Raw genomic sequence first — 22052 nt, forward strand, 5'->3', positions numbered from 1 at the left:
GGAGCTGCCCCAACACGTCACTTCCGCCAGAACAGGTGGTGCGTCACGCCGCTCGGGCTCGGCACAACGTCGAGGTTGAAGCGGTCGAGTAACTCGTCAGGTGTCTCCCACAGTCGTAGACCGGATCCGAATTCGATCGGGGAGACAGCGATGTGCATCGTGTCGACCAGATCGGCGTCGAGGAATTCACGGATAGTGCTGACTCCGCCGCCGAGTCGAACGTCCTTGCCCTGCGCTGCCTCACGTGCCTGCGCGAGGGCCGTCGCGGGGTCGGCGTCGACGAAGTGGAATGTCGTGTCCGATAGCGTGAACGACGGCCGCACGTGGTGGGTCAAGACAAAAACCGGGGTGTGGAACGGTGGCTCGTCGCCCCACCAGCCCTGCCACTCGAGATTCTCCCAAGGGCCGCGGTAGGGTGAGAATTTGTTGCGGCCCATGATTTCGGCGCCGATGTTGTTGGAGAAGTCCCGCGTGAAATAGTCGTCGAGGCCTCGGCTGCCGCCGGGATCGGTGCGATTGGGCCAGCTGGCCGTAGCTCCTGCCCACGCAAACATTTCACCGTGGTCCAGGCCGAACGGGCTCTCGAAGCTCTGGTCCGGACCGCAGGCTATTCCGTCACTCGAAACGCCGAAATTCTGCACTCGCAATAACTGACTCACCGTGTACTCCTGCTCTCGACAATGGTCTACGTGAGTACAGACCGTACGGCGAGCCAAAACTCATCGGTGCGAATTCATGCAGCCGCCGGTAGAACTCCACTGCGGATCGACCGGACGGTCCTGACCGCGACGGTTGCCCAGATGGGGATCAGTACGGTCAGCAGGGCAAGTGCGATTCCCAGGATCAGGGTGGAACCGGTGGCGACTCCGAAGGCATTCGCTCCGACGGCACATGCTCCGATGGGGAAGGTGAAGCTCCACCAGCCGAGCGAGAAGTCCAAGCCGCGGCGCAGTGCGTGGATGGTGACGACGGTGACGGTGACAAACGCGATCACGCCGATGATTCCGACGACGGTTCCGTAGGCGATCCCGAATTCGTGCAGGGTGTCGGCATGCTCGGGGCTGAGTGCATGCCGTGAGGCGGCGGCCAACAGGTTGGATGCCGCGATCGACTGTCCGATCACGCCCAACGGAATCCACAGTGAGGGAATGGCATTGAACGGGATCACGTCGACGCCGGCCGAACGGTTGCGTGCGAACTGCCTGGCGACGGCTACCAGAATGCCGATGGCGGCGGTCAGCGCCAGAGCGAACAGGATGTAGCAGAAAACCAGTACCGCGATGCGTGGAGCGCCTTCGGGCATGTGGGTGCTGACCGCTGCGCCGGTGGTGGCCGAGACCATCGGAGGTACGACGGGCATGAGCCAGAACGGCATTGCCGTCGCCATCCCGGCATCTCGAACGAGTCGAATCATCATCACGACGTAGGTGACCAGGCCGAGTGCCGTGCCGAGTGTCCACAGTGTCAGCGACACGGTGATCGCCACGTCGTGGCCGAGGAAGTCCGGGCCGGTGATGCCGGTTGCGGATCCCACGGTCAGCAGTGCCATTGCGACGGCGCCGTAGAAGGGGAACATCGCGGGGCTGTGCAGGTAGGCGAGGGCCTGACATCGATGTTGTGACCAATGGGTGGCAAATGCTCCGATCAAGGCGCACAGTACGAGAACCGCCAGAACCCAGAAGATCTCGGAGACCAGTTTCAAGCCCTCGATCTCCGGTTCGAGCGAAGCGGCGGCCACCGACACGATTCCCGTTCCCATCGCTGCCGCGAACCAGTTCGGAGTGATGTGGGCGAAGGTGGAACTCGTTGTGGTGGTCATGTATTTCACTGTCGTCTCATCCGGTCCGTACCGGTAGACCGGTTGTTCTTGAATGCCCACAAACTCGCCTTGTGGGTCTAATCTTGGGACTATGTCGTTGTCTCCTCGGGTGCCGGAACTCAGTGCCCTCGACGTCCTCCTTTCCGTAGGGCGTCTGGGCAGCATGGGTGCTGCCGGCCGGGAGCACGGACTCAGTCAGCAGGCGGTCAGCGCCCGGGTGCGTTCGGTCGAACGCCAACTCGGAATCAAGGTGTTCGATCGAGCGGCGACCGGTGTTCGTCCCACCGCCGAGGGCGGTCTGATTCTCGAGTGGGCAAGTCACATCCTCGTCAGTGCCGAGGAAATGGCATCGGGAGTTGCCGCACTTCGCGGTGAACGCGATGCTGCCGTCACGGTTGCCGCCAGCATGACCATCGCCGAGTATCTGGTTCCCGGATGGACGGTCGCGATGCGGCACAAGTTCCCCAACGTCGTGGCGTCGGTGAGCTTGCACAATTCCTCGGACGTCTCTGCTCAAGTTCAGGCCGGCCAGGCCGATATCGGATTTGTCGAAGGGCCGGATGTGCCGTCGGCGCTTGCGTCGTGCGAAGTAGCGCGTGATCACCTCGTCGTGGTTGTGCCGCCGGGACACGACTGGGCGAATGGTGTGCCCGTTCCGGTCGAGGAACTCGCACGCACACCGCTGATTCAGCGAGAATCAGGGTCCGGTACGCGCCTGACGCTCGAGAATGCTGTTCCCGATTGTGTGCCGCCGCTGCTCGAGCTCACCTCGTGTACCGCTGTCAAGGCTGCGGTGGTGGCAGGCAACGCCCCGGCTGTTCTGTCGTCGCTGGCAGTTGCCGCCGACCTGACGGACGGCCGACTGGTCGCGGTCAACGTCGACGGCTTGCGGATGCCGCGTCGACTCCAAGCCGTCTGGGATCCCGATCGCGGATTGCGCGGTGCGGCAAGAGATTTCCTCGACATAGCGCTCGGATCCAACACCGCTGTTCATTCACGCTGACGGCTACGGCCGCTATCGGACGGTGTCGATCCCCGCGAGGATGAGGTTGATGCCTGCCAGAAACTGTTCTCGGTCGTCGTGGTCGCGCAACTGCGCCGTCACCTGATTGAGGAACGGGTACTTCGCAGAGTCGAGTTCTTCCCATCGCGTGGCGACGCCCGCGAGGAAAGCGGACCGATCTGTCTCACGGGGGAGCAGACGGGCGCCCGCGGCGTACTGTCCGGCGAGACCGAGCACGTAGTTCAGGAGCGCGGACGCGCAGTCGAACTGTGCCGATTCGGGAACGCCGAGCGCCTGGAGTTGCTCGCCGAGACTTTCGAAGATCTGCATCGCCGCTGATTGCCACGGTTCACGTGAGAGTTGGGTGCCGACCCAGGGGTGGGCGTCGATCGCGTCGAACACGCCGAGGGTGATGGTCCGGATCGCCTCCCGTGGGGCTGCGCCTTCGGTTGCACCGGTTGTCACGCGGGCGATGACGTCGTCGGTCGCCGCGGCGAGCAGTTCGCTCTTGTTGGCAACGTGCCAGTAAATCGCCCCGCTACCTGTTGTCAGGCGTGCGGAGAGCGCGCGAAATGTCAGCGCGGCTTCGCCCTCGTCGTCGAGGATCTCGATCGCAGCCTCGACGATTCGCTCCTTCGAGAGCGCATCCGTACGTCGTTCGGTCCGCTGATTCCTGGTCGCCATGCGAACCATCTTGACATATCTGGAACGCCGTTCCAAGATGTCATTGGAACGACGTTCCAATCGAAGCCTGAAAGGAAACAACATGAGCAACTCGATAACGATCATCGGGGCGGGCCTCGGCGGTCTGACCCTCGCGCGTGTCCTCCACGTTCATGGAATTCCGTCGAAGATCTACGAGGCGGAACTGTCGGCAGAAGCTCGCACGCAGGGCGGCCAACTCGACATCCACGAACACAACGGTCAGGCCGCGCTCGACGCCGCCGGCCTCACCGACGAGTTCCGCGCGATCATCCACGCGGGCGGCGCCGCGTCGCGCGTACTCGATCAACACGCCGCCGTGCTCCTCGACGAACCCGACGACGGCACGGGAGCACGTCCCGAGGTGCTGCGCGGCGACCTCCGTCGAATCCTGATTGACTCCCTTCCGGACTACACGATCGAATGGGGACGCAAAGTCGACACTGTGCGCTCGCTCGGAGATGATCGCCACGAGTTGACCTTCGTCGACGGTTCGACAGTGACCACCGACTTTCTCGTCGGTGCAGACGGTGCCTGGTCGAAGATCCGGCCGCTGCTCTCCGATGCGAAGCCGGAATACGTCGGCACCACGTTCGTCGAGACCTACCTCTACGACGTCGACGAGAAGCATTCGGCTGCAGCCGAAGCCGTCGGGGACGGGGCGATGTACGCGCCCGCACCAGGAAAAGCGATCGCCGCGCATCGAGAGGCGGGAGACATCGTGCACACCTACGTTCAGCTGAACCGTCCGGCGGAGTGGTTTGCCGGTGTCGATTTCACCGACGCCGCCGCTGCGACAGCGCGGGTCGCCGCCGAGTTCGACGGTTGGGCACCGGAACTCACGGCGCTGATCACCGATGGCGAAACCGCTCCGATTCCGCGCGCGATCCATGCACTTCCCGACGAGCACCGATGGGATCGCGTGCCTGGGGTGACGCTCCTCGGTGACGCGGCGCACCTGATGGCCCCGTCCGGTGAGGGTGCGAACTTGGCCATGTTCGACGGCGCCGAACTGGGAAGGCGATCGCCGCGCACCCCGACGACATCGAAGGGGCACTCGCCGAGTACGAAGAAGCGATGTTCGTGCGCAGCGCATCCGAGGCCGCGGACTCGCACGTGATCCTTGATCTCTGCCTCGGTGAAGGCGCACCGTATTCAATGGTCGATTTCTTCACCGGCGCTGCTTCCATATCCGGATAATGGGCGAATGTCTGTTGATTCCACTCCTTGGTCTGCCGCGATTGCGCACGTGAGCGGTCTCTCGAAGGGCGGCCCGTTGGATCGAAATCACCGGGTGACGTTGCACTTTCATCCGGACCTCCCGTCTGAACGTGGTCTGACATTGGCCTCGATCGCACGTCAAGGCACCTATGTGACCCAGTTCGAGACTCGAACGAGCAACGGCGGACTGACGGCGCATCACGGCGGCGATCGTTGGCGTTGGGAGAGTCGGATATTCGGCGGAGCTTACGACGAGCGAGAGCCCTCGGAACGGCCGAAGTACGGATCGTTGAACTTCTCCGCCGATCCCTACGGGGCATCCCCTCGGTTCGGCTCGTCCTACTTCCGGCTTGCCGAGCACACGCTCGACCGCACCACTTTCTGCTTTCCCGACAGCGTCTTCGAGCCTGATCATTTCGGAACGGCCGAAGCGATGAGCTTGGTCGGCGCCGCACGGGCTGCCGAGCTCGACGATCCGCTCGACCACTACATCGAGGCGCACGTTCACGGCGTCGTCGACATCGGAACGGACGTCGAGGCGCTCGTTCTGGATCCGAGTTACCGGGGCACACTGATCGAAGAGATCGCCCACTCGCTCACGTGCCCGGTGCTGTGGCACGAGGGATACGCGGTCGATGTCGACGAGATAGCCGAACATCCCGAATACCGGGGAGCGGCCGTGATCGACCTTGCCCGAGAAATTGCGCACGGCAGGCGGCTGACGCCTGCCGTACTGGGGCTCGCACGGGGTGCATCCTTCGATCCGCAGGACGTCAAGAAGGTTTGGCACTACATCGCTCGATTCGGCGGCAGAGCGTAGAACTGGGCATTCGCGTACAGCTGCCCGTCGACGACCGCCGGTCCCGGGACCGCACATCGGTCCGAAGGGCGCGGTGAGGAAAGAGTGATTGATACGCAACATCGAGCATGAACTCCCGAAACAACTGCATCCGAAGATAGAAGTCGACCTTGATCCTCGGTCGAAGGGATGCATGAATCGATGGGCGCTCAACTCACCACCACCAGTGTCGACACACTCTGCGCGTACTGCGGGGTCGGCTGTGGTCTTGTCCTCGACATCATCACCGATCCGGAGACGGGACGTCGGAAGGCTGCGAAGTCTTCCGGTCTGAAGACACATCCCACCAACTTCGGGCGTCTGTGTACCAAAGGCACCACGACCGCAGACATGCTCGCAGGCCCGGGGCGCATGGAATCTGCATATCGCCGTCCGCGCCGAGGTGATGCGATCGAAGCGGCGGACATGGCCGCAGTCATCACTGACACCGCCCAGCGCCTGCGGGCAATCATCGACGAGCACGGTCCCGACGCGTTTGCGTTGTACGTGTCCGGGCAGATGTCACTCGAAGCTCAGTACCTGTCGAACAAACTGGCCAAGGGCTTCATCGGGACCAATCAGATCGAATCGAATTCCCGACTGTGCATGGCAAGTGCCGGCACCGGATACAAGCAATCGCTCGGGGCCGACGGACCGCCCGGTTCCTATCAGGACTTCGAACATGCCGACGTGTTCTTCGTGACCGGCGCGAACATGGCGGACTGCCATCCGATCCTCTTCCTTCGAATGCAGGAGCGGGTCAAGGCGGGCGCGAAGTTGATCGTCGTCGATCCTCGACGCACCGCCACCGCCGACAAGGCGAACTTGTTCCTGCAGATCGCTCCCGGCACCGATCTCGCGCTACTCAACGGACTACTCCACCTGCTCGTCGTAAACGGCCACACCGATCCGGACTTCATCGCCGACTTCACCGAAGGCTGGGAGGTCATGCCCAGTTTCCTCGCGGAGTACACGCCTGCGAAGGTCAGCGAGATCACCGGTATCTCCGAAGCCGACATCCACACGGCAGCGCAGTGGATCGGTGAGGCCGCCAACTGGATGAGCTGTTGGACAATGGGTTTGAACCAGAGCACCCACGGCACGTGGAACACCAACGCCATCTGCAACCTTCACCTTGCGACCGGTGCGATCTGCAAGCCCGGCAGCGGTCCGTTCTCGTTGACCGGTCAGCCGAACGCCATGGGTGGGCGTGAAATGGGCTACATGGGGCCAGGTTTGCCCGGCCAGCGCGCCGTGATGGTCGACGCCGATCGCGACTTCGTCGAGGAGCGATGGGGGATCCCGCAGGGCTCGCTGCGCACCGACATCGGCGGTGGCACCATCGACATGTTCTCCCGAATGGCGGCGGGTGACATCAAAGCGTGCTGGATCATCTGCACCAATCCCGTTGCGACGGTAGCCAACCGCAAGACCGTCATCGACGGCTTGGAGAAGGCCCACCTCGTCATCACCCAGGATGCTTTCCTGGGCACCGAGACCAACGAATACGCCGATGTTCTGCTGCCTGCTTCGCTGTGGACAGAGTCCGACGGAGTGATGATCAATTCCGAACGCAACCTGACGCTCTTTCAGCAGGCACTGGATCCGGTTGGGCAGGCGCTGCCTGATTGGCAGATCATCGCCCGGATCGCCTGCGAGATGGGGTACGCCGAAGCGTTCACCTACACCTGTGCCGAAGAGGTGTTCGAAGAGATCAAGCAGTTCTGGAATCCGAAGACCGGCTACGACTTACGCGGCGTCACCTACGAGCGCCTCCGCAAGACATCGATCCAGTGGCCATGCCCGCCAGACAGTGATCAGGACCGTCATCCCATCCGATACGTCAATGACGGTGTCAGTCAAAGGCTCCTGATCCGCGATGACGGCAGCACTCCGCGGCTCGCATTTCCCACCGCTACTGGCCGTGCGATGTTCTTCGCACGGCCGCACATGCTTCCCGCCGAAATGCCCGACGACGACTACCCCTTCCTGCTCAACACCGGTCGTCTCGCGCACCAGTGGCACACCATGACCAAGACCGGCAAGGTGGCCAAGTTGAACAAGCTCAACCCAGGTCCCTTCGTCGAGATCCATCCCGACGACGCCGCCAGGCTCGGCATCGTCGACCAGGATGCGATCGAGGTTGCCTCACGTCGCGGTCGCGCTGTGCTTCCGGCTGTTGTCACCGACCGAGTGCGTCCGGGGAATTGCTTTGCCCCATTTCACTGGAACGACGCCTTCGGTGAATATCTGTCCATCAACGCCGTCACCAACGACGCCATCGACCCTGCCTCGCAGCAACCGGAGTTCAAAGCCTGCGCTGTCACTATGACGAAGGTCGCCGTGAACACACCTGAAACAGTGCTCGCCGAGGCGGCGCTGGTGGCTCCCGCGCCAGCTGATCGGGCTTTGTCGCGAACCGATGTCCTCGCGGGCGTCCTCGGTCAAACAGGAACACCTGCAGTGGTATTCGATCCGCTCCAACAGAGCTACCTGGCCGGCCTTCTCGCTGCGTTGCGTGCGGACGCCGATCGCACTGCCGGGGTACCTACCTTGCCGTCGACGGCACCCTTCGATGCCGAAAAGCGGATGTGGGTCGACGGTGTTCTGGCCGGCCTGTACTCGCGGATCTCACTTCCTGACACCGACGGGCTTGCGTTGTCATCGAGTCCGAGTATTGGATCCGAGCGCGCGCCGATCGTGGTGCTCTGGGCATCCCAGACCGGAAACGCGGAAGAATTCGCTGCTGAGTGCGCCACTCGTCTCGGGGGAATCGGCTTGCCCGTGGTGATGCACGCGATGGACGAGTTCCCCGCCGCCGACCTGGCAACTACCAGAGAGGTCCTGCTGATCACCAGTACCTCCGGTGACGGCGAATCCCCGGACAACGGCAGCGGTTTCTGGGATGCGTTGTCTGCTGACACGGCGCCCCGCATGTCCGAGACACGTTATGCAGTCATCGCTTTCGGCGACTCGAACTATGCCGACTTCTGTGGACACGGACGAAAGCTCGACGCCCGCCTTGCCGAACTGGGAGCCAGTCGTATCGTCGATCGCGCCGACTGCGAGCCCGATTTCGAGGACACCGCTGCTGGATGGCTGGAGGCGGTCACGGCTGAGCTTCGGAGCTCGGTGGCCGGCGAGACGACCGACGTCCTCGTTGCAAAGAAGAATTCTGGGACAACCGTTGCAGCCGCGCCGATTTCACCGGCGATGTCGCCGCCGCTGCGATACAACAAGAAGGCGCCGCTGACCACAGCCTTGACGCGCAATGTCGTGCTCAACCGTCCGGGTTCTTCCAAAGACGTGCGGCAGTTGGGCTTTCACCTTCCAGGTGACACGGTCAGTTACGAAGCCGGCGACGCTCTCGGAGTCTGGCCCCGAAACAGCTCTCCGTTTGTCGACGAGTGGCTCACCCTTACCGGCCTCGACGGTGACGAGACCGTCGAACTGGGGCAGTACGGGGAAATGACGCTGCGTACCGCGCTCACCGAGCGCTTGGAGATCACTCGAATCTCGACCGACATGATTCGATTCGTGCATCAACGAACCCGCGATTCGGACCTGGCCGAGTTGTTGAAGCCGGAGAATGTCTCCACGTTCAAAGACTGGTCGTGGGGACGACAGTCCGTCGACATTCTCGCGCAGTCGCCCGTTCGTGCCTCGACAGACGAATGGCTCTCGCTGCTCAAACCGATTCAGCCGCGGCTGTATTCGATATCTTCCAGTCCGAAGGAGAACCCACGCGAAGTGCAGTTGACGGTGTCCGCGGTGCGATACAACGTTGCGGGTGTCCCACGGCGTGGAGTGTGCTCGACTTACCTCGCCGACCACGCTCACGATGACGACATCGGTATCTACGTGCAGAAGTCGACCCACTTCCGGCCACCTTCCGATCCCGAGACCCCGATGATCATGGTCGGTCCGGGGACCGGCATTGCACCGTTCCGTGCCTTCCTGCATGAGCGGCGGGCATTGGGGCACACGGGCCCGAACTGGCTGTTCTTCGGAGAACAGCACGCCGCGACCGACTTCTACTACCGCGAAGAAATCGAAGAATTGCGGAAAGACGGATTCCTCACCGAACTCGACCTCGCGTTTTCCCGGGATCAAGCCGACAAGGTCTACGTGCAGGACCGGATGCGTGAGCGGGGTGCGCTGCTGTGGGAGTGGTTGCAGAAGGGAGCGCACTTCTACGTCTGCGGCGATGCCAACCGGATGGCCAAGGACGTCGACAGTGCCCTCAACGGGGTGGTCGCTCAACACGGGAAACTGGCTCCTCGCAGTGCCGAGGCATACGTGAAGGCTCTTTCGGCGGAGAAGCGCTATGTCCGGGACGTCTACTGACGTCGATCAGACAGCGCCCTTGAACCCGTGCTGACGCCAGGCCTCGTACGTCACGAGGGCGGCAGCGTTGGACAGGTTGAGGGACCGGCGTCCGGGCAGCATCGGGATACGCAGGCGCTCGGTGACGTGTTCGTCCGCCAATACTTCTTCGGACAGTCCGGTGGGTTCGGGCCCGAACAGCAGGACGTCGCCGGGTTGGTAGGCGATATCGGCATACGACGTGGTCGCGTGCGCGGTGAAGGCGAACACGCGAGCGGGGGTGACGGCTTCCCAGGCAGCGGTCAGGTTTTCGTGGACCGTGACAGTCGCCAGGTCGTGGTAGTCCAAGCCTGCGCGCTTGAGCTTCGGCTCCGACAAGTCGAACCCGAGAGGGCCGACCAGGTGGAGTTCGCAACCGGTGCCCGCGACCATGCGGATCGCGTTTCCGGTGTTGGGTGGGATGCGGGGCTCGTGGAACATCACTCGGAACACTCGAGGAACTGTACCGGGCGGCATATCGGTGCCCGCGTCTGCGAGAAGAGCGGTGGAGAAGTGTGGGCGAATTGGTAACAAACCGGCCAGTCCGTGCGAATCTATTTCCGGCACTCTTCGCAGAACGGACATTTTGATGAACCCTCCCGCCGGTTGGAACCCCGACCCCTTCGACCCCACGATCGACCGTTACTGGGACGGTCAGCAGTGGACCGCGCAGACACGGCCCAAGGGCGTCGACGCACCCACTCAGGCTTTCGGCACTCCCACGCAGGTCTTCGGCGCACCCGGATCGGCGGTGCCGGACACTAACGCCGAGGAAGGCAAGACGCGGCGTAAGTGGCCGTGGATCGCCGGCGCGGCAGTCGTGGGGCTGGTTGCCATCGCCGCGGCGACGGGAGCGGGCAAGTCGGAAGAATCGACGACGCCTGCTGCGACCTCTTCGACGACAGCTGCAGCGACGACAACCAAAAGCACGGTCCCGTCGACGACGAAGACCACGACTTCGTCCCTCTTGCCGACGACGACAACGATCGTGCCGCCACCGACGACAACCACCGTGGCAATAGTGCCGCTGGTTCCGCAGGTCCCGGAGACCACGACTACGCCGTATGTTCCGCCCGCTCCTGCGTACACACCGCCGAAGACAACAGAACCCGCCTACGTCCCCCCGAAACCGTCGGGAGGAACGGTGAATCCGGGATCATTCTGCTCGTCACCTGGAGCGACAGGCGTGACAAAGAAGGGCACTCCCATGGTGTGTGGGATTGGTAGCGACGGACGAGATCGCTGGGTGTCGGCTGGCTGATTGTCCGCCGCCATCAGGGGCGCTGAACCGGTGTCGGTGCGGCGGGGCAGTATGGACGGCATGCTCCCCGAAGAATCCGACGATGTCGTCGGCGAAGACTATTCAGACGCGCGGCTGGCCGGGCAGAAGTGGCGTCAGCGCACTTTCACCAACTGCAATTTCCGAGACGCCGACCTCACCGGACTCACGACGGAGTCGGTGGTGTTCACGGATTGTGATTTCACCGGCACCGATCTGGGGGAGTCCGTGCACACGGGAACTGCGTTCCGCTCGTGCAATTTTGCCCGGACCAGCCTGTGGCACAGCACGTTCCGAAACTGCAGTCTGCTCGGGTCGACGTTCGACGGTTGCCGCATCCGGCCGTTGACGCTCGACGAAGTCGACTTCTCGCTGACCTCACTCGGCGGGGCGGACCTGAGAAAGATCGACTTCACCTCATGCCGCTTCCGTGAAGCGAACCTGGTTCGGGCCGACATGCGGGGCGCGGTGCTGGCGTCGGCGGATCTGTCCGGTGCTCGTACGGGTGGACTCAAACTCGAAGGTGCAGACCTGCGCGGTGCACGGATCGATCCGAGCCTGTGGACGTCCGCGTCCGTCGGAAACGCGCAGATCGAGTTGATGCAGGCGGTGGCGTACGCGTCGGCGCACGGTCTTGTCGTCGACATGAAGTAGCAGCGCCTAGCTCTCCAAGCGCTCCTCGAGGCGCACCGTCACCAGCTCGCCGGTCTCCTTGCCGATGGCTTTGCGAAGATCGGCTTTGACCGGCAGCTTGTGGTTACCGTCTCCCAACGCCATGAACGAACTCTGGAACGGATGTCCGTCGATCGTCCCGCGTACCTTGACCAGGCCGCGGGTGCCGAAGAACTCGGCGGACTCCGGCCAGATCACATAAGTCCACCCTCCCTTGGCGTCGCTCTTCTGCAGGGTGGCCGTGAATTCCTTGTCCAGCAACATGATGTCGGTCCTTTCGAACTCGTACCAGTCGATCAGCGGATGAATTCCCGTGCGAGCAGATCCATCAACAGTCCGTCCTTCCACACACCGTGGCGATCTCGCGAATACTCGCGCATCACCCCGACGTCTTTGAACCCCACCGATCGGTAGCACGCGATGGCGACGGAGTTGTCGACTTCCGGGTCGATGACCAGACGGTGGAATGCGAGGTCGTCGATCAGGTGGGCACACAGCACGCGAATCGATTCGCGACCGAACCCTCGGCCGTGGAAGTCGGGATCGAGGAACAAGTCGAGCCCGGCGTGGCGGAAGTCGGGGTTGTCCTCCGCCTCATACCACTGGATGAAGCCGATCATGTGGTCGCCGTGGAAGATGCTGTAGCGCGTGGTGCCAGCCTCCGGCGCTGCAGGCCAGTCGTCGTCGGGATTTTGCCACCAGTGCACGACGTCCGGGTGCAGGTGAATTGCCCGCAGACGGGCGTGATGATCGGGCGCGACGGGGGAGAGGAGCACCCTCGGGCCGCGTAGTTCCGGAGCCGTTGTCACTCATCGACCCTAACCTGGAACAATGGTCGCCGTGACTGCAACGATCCTCGACGGCAAAGCTACCCGCGACGAAATCTTCGAAGACCTGAAGGTGCGGGTGAGCGCTCTGAAGGCAGAGGGCATCACACCCGGCTTGGGCACCATCCTGGTGGGCGACGACCCCGGATCCGCGGCTTACGTGCGCGGCAAGCACAACGACTGCGCCAAGGTCGGTATCAATTCTTTGCGACGCGACCTGCCTGCCGACATCACGCAGGAGCAGCTCAACGCGACGATCGACGAGCTCAATGCCAATCCCGAGTGCACCGGCTACATCGTGCAGTTGCCGCTTCCCAAGCACCTTGACGAGAACGCAGCCCTCGAGCGCATCGACCCCGACAAGGACGCCGACGGCTTGCACCCGGTCAACCTCGGTCGACTGGTGTTGGGCAAGGAAGCCCCGCTGCCGTGCACCCCGCGTGGAATCCTGCATCTCCTGCGCCGCTACGAGGTCCCTATTGCAGGCGCACACGTGGTGGTAGTCGGACGAGGCGTCACAGTCGGTCGCCCGATCGGATTGCTGCTGACGCGTCGTAGCGAGAACGCGACGGTCACGCTCTGCCACACCGGTACCCGCGATCTCGCGGCCGAGGTTCGCCGCGCCGACATCATCGTCGCTGCCGCAGGCGTTCCCGGCCTCATCACCGCAGACATGGTCAAGCCCGGGGCAGCGGTCCTCGACGTCGGCGTCAGTCGCACCGACGACGGCCTGCGCGGCGACGTCGCAGCCGACGTCAACGAGGTCGCCGGCTTCGTCTCACCCAATCCCGGTGGTGTCGGACCGCTGACCCGCGCGTTCCTGATCACCAACGTGGTCGAGCGCGCCGAGCGGGTTCTGGCCGGAGTCTGAGTCCGATGTCCTCACTGGTCGGCCTCGCGAAGAAGAATCTGCCCATGCTCGCGGTCCTCGCCGTGATTGCGGCGGCCGTGGTTCTCGTGCTGGCCGACCGGTGGCGTCGCGGCGCCCTCGTCTTCGGTGTTGCCGTCATCATCGGAGCTGCCGCTCGGTGGTTCGTTCCCGAGAACCGTGTGGGGTTGCTCGCGGTGCGTGGAAGGGTCTTCGACACTGCGGCGATGGGCGTTATGGGTGTGCTGATCGCGACGCTCGCCCTGACCATCGATCCGCTCGGTACCGACTGAGAAGATCAGCCCCCGTAGAACGAGCGAATATCGATATCACTCAAAGGGATCCACTCCGGTGAATGTGCGGATGCCGACTTCTTTCCGGCCTTGTCCGGTGCACTTCGCAGCGTCACTGCGAGGACCGGTTCCTCGTCGATTCGCCCGGCCAGGGCGTAGATTGCGGCGAGATGGTGAACGCACGGCGAGCGTCGGCCTGAGCAGTCGCAGCTGGCAGTACACTCCGAAAGATCAACGGCTACTGCGATATTTCGAGCCTGCAGTTCGGTGACGACGCTGTCCGGTAGTTCGCCGGTGGAGACGGATCTGTTGGCCTTGCCAGCCGAGCGGAGAAGGCTCTTCACTGCAGCGATTTCGGATTTGGTCCACAGTGGGACACCAATCGTCACCGACGAGGTTTTTGCTTTGGTGCTCACCTCGGCGACGACGGTCCCCGATGAGACCGCGGTGAATTCCACCGACCCGTTGCGTGCGAGGGTTCGAGCTGTCGGCAGGGACGGGTTCGGACCGGATGCCGCTGTCCGCTCCACTGTGCGCAGCCACGCCCGACCCCAAGCGGTGACGCCGAATTCGTTGGCCATCAGATGATCACCGCGCCGTCGAGTTCGAGAAGTTCACGCAGTTCGGTGTCGGGAAGATCTGCCAGGGCGGCCTCGACGTTCCCGGAGACAGCATCGGCCACAGCTCGTTTGGACTCGTGCATCGCTGCGATGTGATCCTCCACGGTACCGCCCGTCACCAAGGTGTGGACGTTGACGGTGCGTTTCTGGCCGATGCGGTGTGCCCGGTCGGTTGCTTGATCCTCGACGGCTGGGTTCCACCACCGGTCGAAGTGCACGACATGACTTGCGCGCGTGAGGTTGAGGCCGAAGCCTGCGGCGCGCAAGCTCAGAATCAGAACCGGTGGTGAATCCGTCTCGTTCTGGAACGCGTCGACCATCGCGTCTCGTTTGTCGGTGCTCAGGCCGCCGTGGAGGAAAGGCACGGCACCGATACCCAGTTCGGCTCCCAGGTGTCGCGAGAGCATCTCGCCCATCGTCCGGTACTGCGTGAATATCAGCGCGTGATCGCCGTCGTCGACGATCTCGGCGATCATTTCCGTTGCGCGGTCGAGCTTTCCGGATCTTCCGTAGAGGTCGTCCGTATCGCCGGTGACCTGCGCCGGGTGATTGCATACCTGCTTGAGAGTGGTCAGAAGCGCAAGGATGTTGCCACGCCGGGCAATTCCCGTGCCCAATCCGGAGTCGAAAGCATCGGCAACTGCCGACCGGTAGATGCGCGCCTGTTCAGACGTCAGAGTGCACGAGACCGTGGAGAACTGCTTGGGCGGAAGATCCTTGGCCACTGTGTCTTTGGTTCTGCGCAGAATGAAGGGATCGATGACCGCGGCAAGCCTGGTCGCCGCGGTGGCCGATCGACCGGATTCGATCGGTACGGCAAAGCGTTGACGAAACCGTGCGCGAGTTCCGAGGACGTCGGGATTGGCGACGCGAAAGAGCGACCACAATTCTTCGAGACGGTTCTCCACCGGCGTGCCGGTCATCGCTACCTTGACGTCCGCCGACAACTGCATTGCTGCTTTCGCGGCGAGGGAAGCGGGGTTCTTGATCTGTTGCGCCTCGTCGAAGACCACTGAACTCCAATGGACCGGGGCCAATTGGGCTGCGTCGGAACGCAAGACGCTGTAGCTGGTCAGAACCGTAGTGCCGGCGGGGATACGAGTGGGAAGTGCACGGGCGGCCCCGTGATGAACGCGCAGTGGCAGATGCGGAGCGAATCGCTCGATCTCGCGGCGCCAGTTTCCTATCACCGAGGTGGGACACACAACCAGATGCGGACCGTCGCCGGCGCGGATCGCGATCATCGAAATCGCTTGCAGTGTCTTACCCAAACCCATCTCGTCGGCCAAGATCCCACCGCCCGAACCCGACAGAGCCGTCAGCCAGGCAACTCCCTGCATTTGATACGGGCGCAGAGTCGCCTGAATCTTTGCTCGGCGAAGACTCTCGATGGCCGCGCGCGCTTCCGTGAACAACCGCACCGTGGACGCGGCGCTTCGGATCTTCGTGTCGTCGCGCTCGATAGCGGCATGCGCTGCGGTCGGAATGTCATGTGCGCCGGTGTCGATGACGCGCTTCCACGCGAGCAGCGACGATCCGAGGTCGCCGCGACCAGCATCGAGGTTGTGGAACGCGTCGATCGCGGTGGTGAGGTCGAGCAGTTGCGCTCCGACGTCGGTTGCTGTGATCGACTCGTCGACCGGGATCGCAAGCCTGCACACGCCCGGCGACCCGGTCGGCATCCCCAGTGCCGACAGCCGCGTTGCCGGGTCTGCGTCACCCCAGAACGCGAAGGACATGTGCTCGGGAATGTACGTAGCCTGCAGGCGCGTCGAGCATGGCTGATTCACGTTCGCCGATGCTAGCCGCGCCGGCTCACGTTCGCCAATGAGAATGTCGGGAAAACACGCAGATCAGCTGTGGTTTTCCCGACATTGACGAATCCTGAAAACGTGGCTCTGTGCCGAATCAGCGAGCCGTACGCGCGAACTCCATCGTTCGGCGAAGCAGTCCGGCGACGGCGTCCGCCTCCGTCAGGAAGCCGTCGTGGCCGTCCTTGGACTTGAGAATCTCGAGGCCGCTGCACGTGGAAATTCCGTCGGCGATCTCCTCCTGCAAGCGAAGGGGATACAGCCGATCCGAGTCGACGCCGCCCACCACGACCGGTGCCGTGATCGATGCCAACGCCGCCGCAACACCGCCGCGTCCACGACCGATGTCGTGCCGGTTCATGGCCTCGGTCAGGAGGACGTACGTGCTCGGGTCGAAGCGGTCGACCAGCTTGTCTGCCTGATGTTCCAGGTAACTCTGTACGGCGTATCGTCCACCGTTCCAAGGATTTTCGTCGTTCTGAGCGGAGTTCTCGAAGCGCGCGTCCAGTTCGGACTCGGTGCGGTACGTCAGGTGCGCGATGCGACGAGCGATGCCGAGCCCGGCGCGAGGTGCCCGCCCCGTTCCGTGGTAGTCACCGCCCTGCCAATCCGGATCGGAGACGATGGCCGCGATCTGCGTCGTCTGGGTGCCGATCTGATCTGCAGTGGCCCGTGAACCGGTTGCGAGAACCAACGCGGAGCGAATGCTGTCCGGGTAGGTAACTGCCCATTCGAGGGTGCGCATGCCCCCCATGGATCCGCCGACTACCGAGGCCAACTGGTCGATCCCGAGGAGATCGACGAGCTTCTTCTCCGCCGCGATCTGATCCCGGATGGAGATCTCCGGGAACCTGCTGCCCCACGGCTTGCCGTCGTCGGCCGGCGAACTGGGACCGGTCGTGCCGCGACAACCACCGAGGACATTGGTTGCGATGACGCACCATTCGCCGGTGTCGATCGGTTCGCCGGGGCCGACCATCCCGTTCCACCAGCCGGGGGAGGGCTGATTCGCGGAGATCGGTCCGGTGACGTGTGAGTCTCCGGTCAGTGCGTGCTCGACGAGTACTACGTTGTCGCGGTTCGGGGAAAGCTCACCCCACCGCTGAACGGCGAGCGAAACCGATGGGAGCACCGCGCCGCTTTCGAGTTCCAAGGCACCGATGTCGACGAACCCCACCTGGCCGTCGGGTGGGGGCAGGAGGTCGATCCTGGGCTCCAATTCGTTCACGGTCACGAGTTTGCCACCGCTGCCAGGCCGACGGTGAGATCGGCGAGGATGTCGTCGATTCCTTCGATGCCGACCGCGAGGCGAACGAGCCCGGGGGTGACACCGGAGGCGAGCTGCTCTTCGGGGGTGAGCTGCGAGTGTGTCGTCGAGGCGGGGTGGATCACGAGTGAGCGAACGTCACCGATGTTGGCGACGTGGCTGTGCAGCGTCAGGGCGTTGACGAACGTCTTGCCCGCATCGATACCGCCGGGCAGCTCGAAGGTGACGATGGCGCCGGTTCCCTTGGGCGTCAGCTGCTTTCCGCGTTCGAACCATGGCGAGGAGGGGAGTCCCGCGTAGGAAACGGAGGCGACCTCGACGTGACCGTCGAGGAATTCGGCGACCTTCTGTGCATTGGATACGTGGCGCTCGATGCGCAGGCTCAAGGTTTCGATACCCTGCGCGATGAGGAACGCGTTGAACGGCGCCACGGCGGAACCGAGATCGCGCAGCAGTTGGACGCGGGCCTTGAGTGCGAACGCCGGCGCGCCGAGGTCCGCGAAGGTGACGCCGTGGTAGCTGGGATCAGGCGTCGTGAAGTTCGTGTGGCGACCCTGCGTCCAGTCGAAAGTGCCACCGTCGACGATGACGCCGGCGATCGCGGTGCCGTGTCCACCAAGGTATTTGGTGGCGGAGTGAACGACGATGTCGGCGCCGTGTTCGAGTGGGCGAAGCAGGTACGGCGTCGCGACTGTGTTGTCCACGATCAACGGAAGACCGTTCTCGTGGGCCAGTGACGAGATACCGGGTAGGTCGAGGATGTGGTTCTTCGGATTGGCGATCGTTTCGCCGTAGAACGCCTTCGTGTTCGGGCGAATGGCTTCGCGCCACTGCTCGAGATTGTCGGGATCCTCGACGAACGTGACTTCGATGCCCAGCTTACGAAGGGTGTAATGCAGGAGGTTGTACGTGCCGCCGTACAGGTACGGGCTGGAGACGATGTGGTCGCCGGCCTCGGCGATGTTGAGGATCGCGATGGTCTCGGCGGCCTGACCCGAGGAGAGGAGGAGTGCGGCGACCCCGCCTTCGAGGGCAGCGATGCGCTGCTCGACGGCGTCCTGTGTGGGATTCATGATCCGCGTGTAGATGTTGCCCGGCTCGGCGAGGCCGAACAGTGCCGCAGCGTGATCGGTGCTGTCGAAGACGTAGCTGGTGGTCTGGTAGATCGGCAGAGCGCGCGCATTTGTGGCGGTGTCCGCTGTTTGTCCGGCGTGCACCTGCTTGGTCTCGAACGACCAGTTCGCGGTCGGATCCGAAGTTGCTGCGGCGTCGGCTGTGTTGTCGGTCATGATTTGTTCACTCCAGTGGTCTGACGGATAGATGTCGGACGGGGGCGAATGATCGCCGCCCCGTGCTGGGGTCTATCTACAAGTGCGACACATACTGAAATACCTCCGTGGGGCTCGGCCCGGTCTGGGGTCCGTCCCTGTCGGACCCGCGCTTGTCACCCGAATTGCGGTGGAACTGCGCGAGCAGATCCACGTCGGGAAACCTGGTCATCACCCGGGGCACCCCACCGCGGTTGGAGGGTTGCCGTCCAGCGAGCCGGGGCTTGACGCTGGCACTCATGACCAAGTCGGATTCTACCGGGAAGTGAGCGCAGTCCTGACACGGGGCGAAATGTGAGCCGCAACCGCACGCGAGGCAGAGCGACGCAGCCCACTAGCAGGCAAAAGTTACTCGCGAGTAGAGACCGATGAGTGGACCTGCCGGTTGCGGCCTCATGGGTTAGCAGTACGCTTGTCTTGTTTGGGACTCATCTCCCGAGATCAGTCCACACCGTCTAGGTTTGATAATCGAACCGTTCGCGGACCCACTCACAAAGTGTGACCGCAACCGTGTAACCAGGGAAACTTCCTAGGAGGACGCGAAGCACCCATGTCCAAAATCAAGGTTGAGGGCACCGTCGTCGAACTCGACGGCGATGAGATGACGCGCATTATCTGGCAGTTCATCAAAGACAAGTTGATCCATCCGTATCTCGATGTGAACCTCGAGTACTACGACCTCGGTATCGAGTACCGCGACGAGACCGACGACCAGGTCACCATCGACGCAGCGCACGCGATCCAGAAGCACGGCGTCGGCGTCAAATGCGCCACGATCACGCCGGACGAGGCACGTGTCGAGGAATTCGGTCTCAAGAAGATGTGGCGTTCCCCGAACGGAACGATCCGCAACATTCTCGGCGGCACGATCTTCCGCGCACCGATCATCATCTCCAACGTTCCGCGACTCGTTCCGGGCTGGACCAAGCCGATCATCATCGGCCGTCACGCATTCGGCGACCAGTACCGCGCCACAGACTTCAAGGTCCCCGGCCCCGGCAAGGTGATGATCACCTACACGCCTGAGGACGGCAGCGCACCGATCGAGCACGAACTGGTCAACTTCCCCGAAGAGGGCGGCGTCGTCCAGGGGCAGTACAACTTCACCACGTCCATCCGTGACTTCGCTCGCGCGTCGCTCACCTACGGACTGCAGCAGAACTACCCGGTGTACCTGTCCACCAAGAACACCATTCTCAAGGCGTACGACGGTGCCTTCAAGGACATCTTCCAGCACGTCTACGAGACCGAGTTCAAGGCTGAGTTCGATGCTGCAGGTCTGACCTACGAGCACCGCCTCATCGACGACATGGTCGCTTCCGCTCTCAAGTGGGAGGGCGGATACGTCTGGGCATGCAAGAACTACGACGGCGACGTCCAGTCCGACACCGTGGCCCAGGGCTTCGGCTCGCTCGGCCTCATGACGTCGGTTCTGCTGACACCGGACGGAAAGACCTGTGAGGCAGAGGCTGCTCACGGCACCGTGACGCGTCACTACCGTCAGCACCAGCAGGGCAAGCCCACCTCGACCAACCCGATCGCGTCCATCTTCGCGTGGACCCGCGGGCTCGAGCATCGTGGCAAGCTCGACAGCACCCCTGAGGTCATCGGCTTCGCGCAGGCGCTCGAAGACGTTGTCATCAAGACCGTCGAAAGCGGCCAGATGACCAAGGACCTCTCGATGCTGGTCGGCGGCGATCAGGGCTACCTGACCACCGAGGAGTTCCTCGGCGCGCTCGACGTGAACCTGCAGAAGGCCATGGCCGCGAAGTAGATTCACCGCTTCACCTGTCAAATGGGACGTCTGGGAAACCGGGCGTCCCATTTGTGTTCGCGGTCTCACGTGAGTGAACTCACCCGCTCTCACTTGGAAGTTCAACCAGGTGTGAGACCACAATTGATCAGTGACTTCGTCTACCCTCTCCCGTTCTGACACCTCGACACCCGGGGTTCGTTCCGCCAGAGGTCCGGCGATGCTCGCTCTCGCTCTCGGCGGTTTCGGTATCGGCACAACCGAGTTCGTCGCCATGGGGTTGCTCCCGGAAATGGCATCCGGACTCGGCGTCTCGGAACCCGTCGCGGGTCACGTGATCTCGGCGTACGCGCTCGGGGTTGTCGTCGGCGCTCCGCTGATCGCTGCACTCACCGCACGAGTACCGCGCCGCACCCTGTTGATCGCACTCATGGTCGCGTTCACCGTCGGCAATGCCGCCTCGGTTTTCGCGCCCTCGTACACGACGCTGATGATGGCCCGCTTCGTCGCCGGATTGCCGCACGGCGCGTATTTCGGAGTCGCCGCACTGGTCGCAGCTCACCTGGCCGAACCGGGAAAACGCGCGAAGGCCGTCGCCATGGTGATGATGGGTCTTTCCGTGGCCAACGTGATCGGTGTGCCGGTCGCGGCCTGGATCGGCCAGGCACTCGGCTGGCGCAGCGCCTTCGCCTTGGTTGCGGTGATCGGAGTGGCAACGGTTGCTTCGCTGTTCGTCTGGATTCCGCGGTTGGACGGTATGCCGGTGACGAATCCGATCACCGAACTCGGGGCACTGGGCCGCGTTCAGGTGTGGATGACCTTGATCGTGGGCATGGTCGGATTCGGCGGGATGTTTTGCCGTCTACACCTACATCAGTACGACTCTCACCGACGTGTCCGGGCTTGGCGCTTCGTTCATTCCCCTCGCACTCATGCTGTACGGACTGGGCATGGTGGCCGGCAACTTCGTCGGTGGATACCTCGCGGATCGCGCACTGATGAAGGGCTTGTTCCTGTCGATGGGATCCCTCGTTGTGATCCTCGCGGTCTTCGTGATCGCCGTGCGCAATCCGTACACGGCACTGATCTTCGTCTTCCTCATCGGGCTCGCCGGGTCGTCGATGGTGCCTGGCCTCCAGACACGGTTGATGGATGTCGCCGAGGATGCTCAGACCTTGGCCGCGTCTCTCAATCACGCCGCACTCAACATCGCCAACGCCTTCGGAGCGTGGATCGGCGGCGTCGTCATCGCAGCCGGTTACGGGTACACCGCGCCGGCAGCGGTGGGGTCGTTGCTGGCCGTCGCGGGTCTCGTCGTGCTGGCGGTAGCGGTGATTCTGCAGCGTAGGGCCGCGCGCTGACCTGGGCGCCCATCCGCGTCGGTGG

The 22052-nt window shown here is 63.1% G+C and carries 18 protein-coding genes, 3 pseudogenes and 1 riboswitch; of the genes and pseudogenes, 10 read left to right on the plus strand and 11 right to left on the minus strand.

All coding sequences use genetic code 11. The features are described 5' to 3' along the window. Nucleotides 1-17 precede the first annotated feature (17 nt). Both A0W34_RS09955 and A0W34_RS09960 read right to left on the minus strand, forming a co-directional pair. Nucleotides 18-659, minus strand: a complete 642-nt coding sequence (locus tag A0W34_RS09955) for a dihydrofolate reductase family protein (RefSeq protein WP_003940771.1) — start codon at nt 657-659, stop codon at nt 18-20. Nucleotides 660-733: 74 nt separating this feature from the next. Further along, nucleotides 734-1819, minus strand: a complete 1086-nt coding sequence (locus tag A0W34_RS09960) for a TDT family transporter (RefSeq protein WP_042449826.1) — start codon at nt 1817-1819, stop codon at nt 734-736. A gap of 91 nt (nt 1820-1910) precedes the next feature. Between A0W34_RS09960 and A0W34_RS09965 the strand changes: the two genes are divergently transcribed. Then, nucleotides 1911-2822: a LysR family transcriptional regulator gene (locus A0W34_RS09965; RefSeq protein WP_030535095.1), complete on the plus strand. Its 912-nt coding sequence runs from the start codon at nt 1911-1913 to the stop codon at nt 2820-2822. A 12-nt stretch (nt 2823-2834) separates the two neighbouring features. Here the strand turns inward: A0W34_RS09965 and A0W34_RS09970 are convergent, their stop codons facing one another. Then, a complete protein-coding gene (locus A0W34_RS09970; RefSeq protein ID WP_081558781.1) occupies nt 2835-3515 on the minus strand; it encodes a TetR/AcrR family transcriptional regulator in 681 nt (226 codons plus the stop codon). A gap of 73 nt (nt 3516-3588) precedes the next feature. Between A0W34_RS09970 and A0W34_RS09975 the strand changes: the two are divergent. The 3 genes and pseudogenes from A0W34_RS09975 to A0W34_RS09985 all read left to right on the plus strand — a co-directional run bounded on the left by A0W34_RS09975 (nt 3589) and on the right by A0W34_RS09985 (nt 9930). Beyond that, nucleotides 3589-4724: pseudogene (locus A0W34_RS09975) on the plus strand (FAD-dependent oxidoreductase). 7 nt (nt 4725-4731) lie between these two features. Next, a complete protein-coding gene (locus A0W34_RS09980; protein ID WP_081557633.1) occupies nt 4732-5565 on the plus strand; it encodes a DUF3626 domain-containing protein in 834 nt (277 codons plus the stop codon). Between the two features lie 180 nt (nt 5566-5745). Next, the gene (locus tag A0W34_RS09985; protein ID WP_081558782.1) at nt 5746-9930 is read left to right on the plus strand and encodes a bifunctional nitrate reductase/sulfite reductase flavoprotein subunit alpha; all 4185 of its coding nucleotides are present in this window, start codon (nt 5746-5748) and stop codon (nt 9928-9930) included. A gap of 6 nt (nt 9931-9936) precedes the next feature. Here the strand turns inward: A0W34_RS09985 and A0W34_RS09990 are convergent, their stop codons facing one another. After that, nucleotides 9937-10401, minus strand: coding sequence for a tRNA (cytidine(34)-2'-O)-methyltransferase (locus A0W34_RS09990; protein WP_007727408.1), 465 nt, complete (start codon nt 10399-10401; stop codon nt 9937-9939). Nucleotides 10402-10537: 136 nt separating this feature from the next. Between A0W34_RS09990 and A0W34_RS33395 the strand changes: the two are divergent. Then, nucleotides 10538-10633: pseudogene (locus A0W34_RS33395) on the plus strand (DUF2510 domain-containing protein); the annotation flags it as partial. A gap of 17 nt (nt 10634-10650) precedes the next feature. Here the strand turns inward: A0W34_RS33395 and A0W34_RS33400 are convergent. After that, nucleotides 10651-11037 carry a hypothetical protein gene (locus A0W34_RS33400; protein WP_232330070.1) on the minus strand — a complete coding sequence of 129 codons (387 nt, stop codon included), beginning with the start codon at nt 11035-11037 and terminating at the stop codon, nt 10651-10653. A 223-nt stretch (nt 11038-11260) separates the two neighbouring features. Here A0W34_RS33400 and A0W34_RS10000 point away from each other — a divergent pair, with 223 nt between their 5' ends. Then, nucleotides 11261-11881, plus strand: coding sequence for a pentapeptide repeat-containing protein (locus A0W34_RS10000; protein ID WP_003940770.1), 621 nt, complete (start codon nt 11261-11263; stop codon nt 11879-11881). A gap of 6 nt (nt 11882-11887) precedes the next feature. Here the strand turns inward: A0W34_RS10000 and A0W34_RS10005 are convergent, their stop codons facing one another. Beyond that, nucleotides 11888-12163: a DUF1905 domain-containing protein gene (locus tag A0W34_RS10005; protein ID WP_007727403.1), complete on the minus strand. Its 276-nt coding sequence runs from the start codon at nt 12161-12163 to the stop codon at nt 11888-11890. A gap of 32 nt (nt 12164-12195) precedes the next feature. Continuing rightward, a complete protein-coding gene (locus tag A0W34_RS10010; RefSeq protein ID WP_230587437.1) occupies nt 12196-12708 on the minus strand; it encodes a GNAT family N-acetyltransferase in 513 nt (170 codons plus the stop codon). A gap of 31 nt (nt 12709-12739) precedes the next feature. Between A0W34_RS10010 and A0W34_RS10015 the strand changes: the two genes are divergently transcribed. Together A0W34_RS10015 and A0W34_RS10020 are read left to right on the plus strand one after the other, a co-directional pair. Then, nucleotides 12740-13597, plus strand: a complete 858-nt coding sequence (locus tag A0W34_RS10015) for a bifunctional methylenetetrahydrofolate dehydrogenase/methenyltetrahydrofolate cyclohydrolase (RefSeq protein ID WP_007727401.1) — start codon at nt 12740-12742, stop codon at nt 13595-13597. Nucleotides 13598-13602: 5 nt separating this feature from the next. Further along, complete coding sequence (locus tag A0W34_RS10020; RefSeq protein WP_003940740.1) at nt 13603-13887, plus strand: DUF3017 domain-containing protein; 285 nt, start codon at nt 13603-13605, stop codon at nt 13885-13887. Nucleotides 13888-13892: 5 nt separating this feature from the next. Here A0W34_RS10020 and A0W34_RS10025 read toward each other — a convergent pair whose 3' ends face one another. From A0W34_RS10025 to A0W34_RS10040, 4 genes are all read right to left on the minus strand, one after another. Further along, entirely contained in the window at nt 13893-14468 is a 576-nt protein-coding gene (locus A0W34_RS10025) for a hypothetical protein (RefSeq protein ID WP_081557634.1), read from the minus strand. Further along, a complete protein-coding gene (locus A0W34_RS10030) occupies nt 14468-16297 on the minus strand; it encodes a DEAD/DEAH box helicase (protein ID WP_232330012.1) in 1830 nt (609 codons plus the stop codon). Before A0W34_RS10030 ends, A0W34_RS10025 begins: the two co-directional genes overlap by 1 nt. 118 nt (nt 16298-16415) lie before the next feature. After that, nucleotides 16416-17552, minus strand: a complete 1137-nt coding sequence (metX, locus tag A0W34_RS10035; protein WP_003940997.1) for a homoserine O-acetyltransferase MetX — start codon at nt 17550-17552, stop codon at nt 16416-16418. Beyond that, nucleotides 17549-18874: a bifunctional o-acetylhomoserine/o-acetylserine sulfhydrylase gene (locus A0W34_RS10040; RefSeq protein WP_007727392.1), complete on the minus strand. Its 1326-nt coding sequence runs from the start codon at nt 18872-18874 to the stop codon at nt 17549-17551. Before A0W34_RS10040 ends, metX begins: the two co-directional genes overlap by 4 nt. 143 nt (nt 18875-19017) lie before the next feature. After that, nucleotides 19018-19158, minus strand: a riboswitch (SAM riboswitch). 305 nt (nt 19159-19463) lie between these two features. Between A0W34_RS10040 and A0W34_RS10045 the strand changes: the two genes are divergently transcribed. Both A0W34_RS10045 and A0W34_RS10050 read left to right on the plus strand, forming a co-directional pair. After that, nucleotides 19464-20687 carry an NADP-dependent isocitrate dehydrogenase gene (locus A0W34_RS10045; RefSeq protein WP_003940772.1) on the plus strand — a complete coding sequence of 408 codons (1224 nt, stop codon included), beginning with the start codon at nt 19464-19466 and terminating at the stop codon, nt 20685-20687. A gap of 130 nt (nt 20688-20817) precedes the next feature. Continuing rightward, a pseudogene (locus tag A0W34_RS10050) lies at nt 20818-22027 on the plus strand (MFS transporter). Nucleotides 22028-22052: the final 25 nt, after the last annotated feature.

The organism is Rhodococcus sp. BH4 (assembly GCF_002079265.1).
Taxonomy (GTDB): Bacteria; Actinomycetota; Actinomycetes; order Mycobacteriales; family Mycobacteriaceae; genus Rhodococcus_F; species Rhodococcus_F qingshengii.

What these genes read in the sequence shown, in the direction of transcription:
- A0W34_RS10020 (WP_003940740.1), top strand. Translation starts at nt 13,603, where the DNA reads ATGTCCTCACTGGTCGGCCTCGCGAAGAAGAATCTGCCCATGCTCGCG.
- A0W34_RS10040 (WP_007727392.1), bottom strand. Translation starts at nt 18,874, where the DNA reads ATGACCGACAACACAGCCGACGCCGCAGCAACTTCGGATCCGACCGCG.
- A0W34_RS09970 (WP_081558781.1), bottom strand. Translation starts at nt 3,515, where the DNA reads ATGGTTCGCATGGCGACCAGGAATCAGCGGACCGAACGACGTACGGAT.
- A0W34_RS09980 (WP_081557633.1), top strand. Translation starts at nt 4,732, where the DNA reads ATGTCTGTTGATTCCACTCCTTGGTCTGCCGCGATTGCGCACGTGAGC.
- A0W34_RS09960 (WP_042449826.1), bottom strand. Translation starts at nt 1,819, where the DNA reads ATGACCACCACAACGAGTTCCACCTTCGCCCACATCACTCCGAACTGG.
- A0W34_RS10005 (WP_007727403.1), bottom strand. Translation starts at nt 12,163, where the DNA reads ATGTTGCTGGACAAGGAATTCACGGCCACCCTGCAGAAGAGCGACGCC.
- A0W34_RS10045 (WP_003940772.1), top strand. Translation starts at nt 19,464, where the DNA reads ATGTCCAAAATCAAGGTTGAGGGCACCGTCGTCGAACTCGACGGCGAT.
- A0W34_RS09985 (WP_081558782.1), top strand. Translation starts at nt 5,746, where the DNA reads ATGGGCGCTCAACTCACCACCACCAGTGTCGACACACTCTGCGCGTAC.
- A0W34_RS10025 (WP_081557634.1), bottom strand. Translation starts at nt 14,468, where the DNA reads ATGGCCAACGAATTCGGCGTCACCGCTTGGGGTCGGGCGTGGCTGCGC.
- A0W34_RS10000 (WP_003940770.1), top strand. Translation starts at nt 11,261, where the DNA reads ATGGACGGCATGCTCCCCGAAGAATCCGACGATGTCGTCGGCGAAGAC.
- A0W34_RS09965 (WP_030535095.1), top strand. Translation starts at nt 1,911, where the DNA reads ATGTCGTTGTCTCCTCGGGTGCCGGAACTCAGTGCCCTCGACGTCCTC.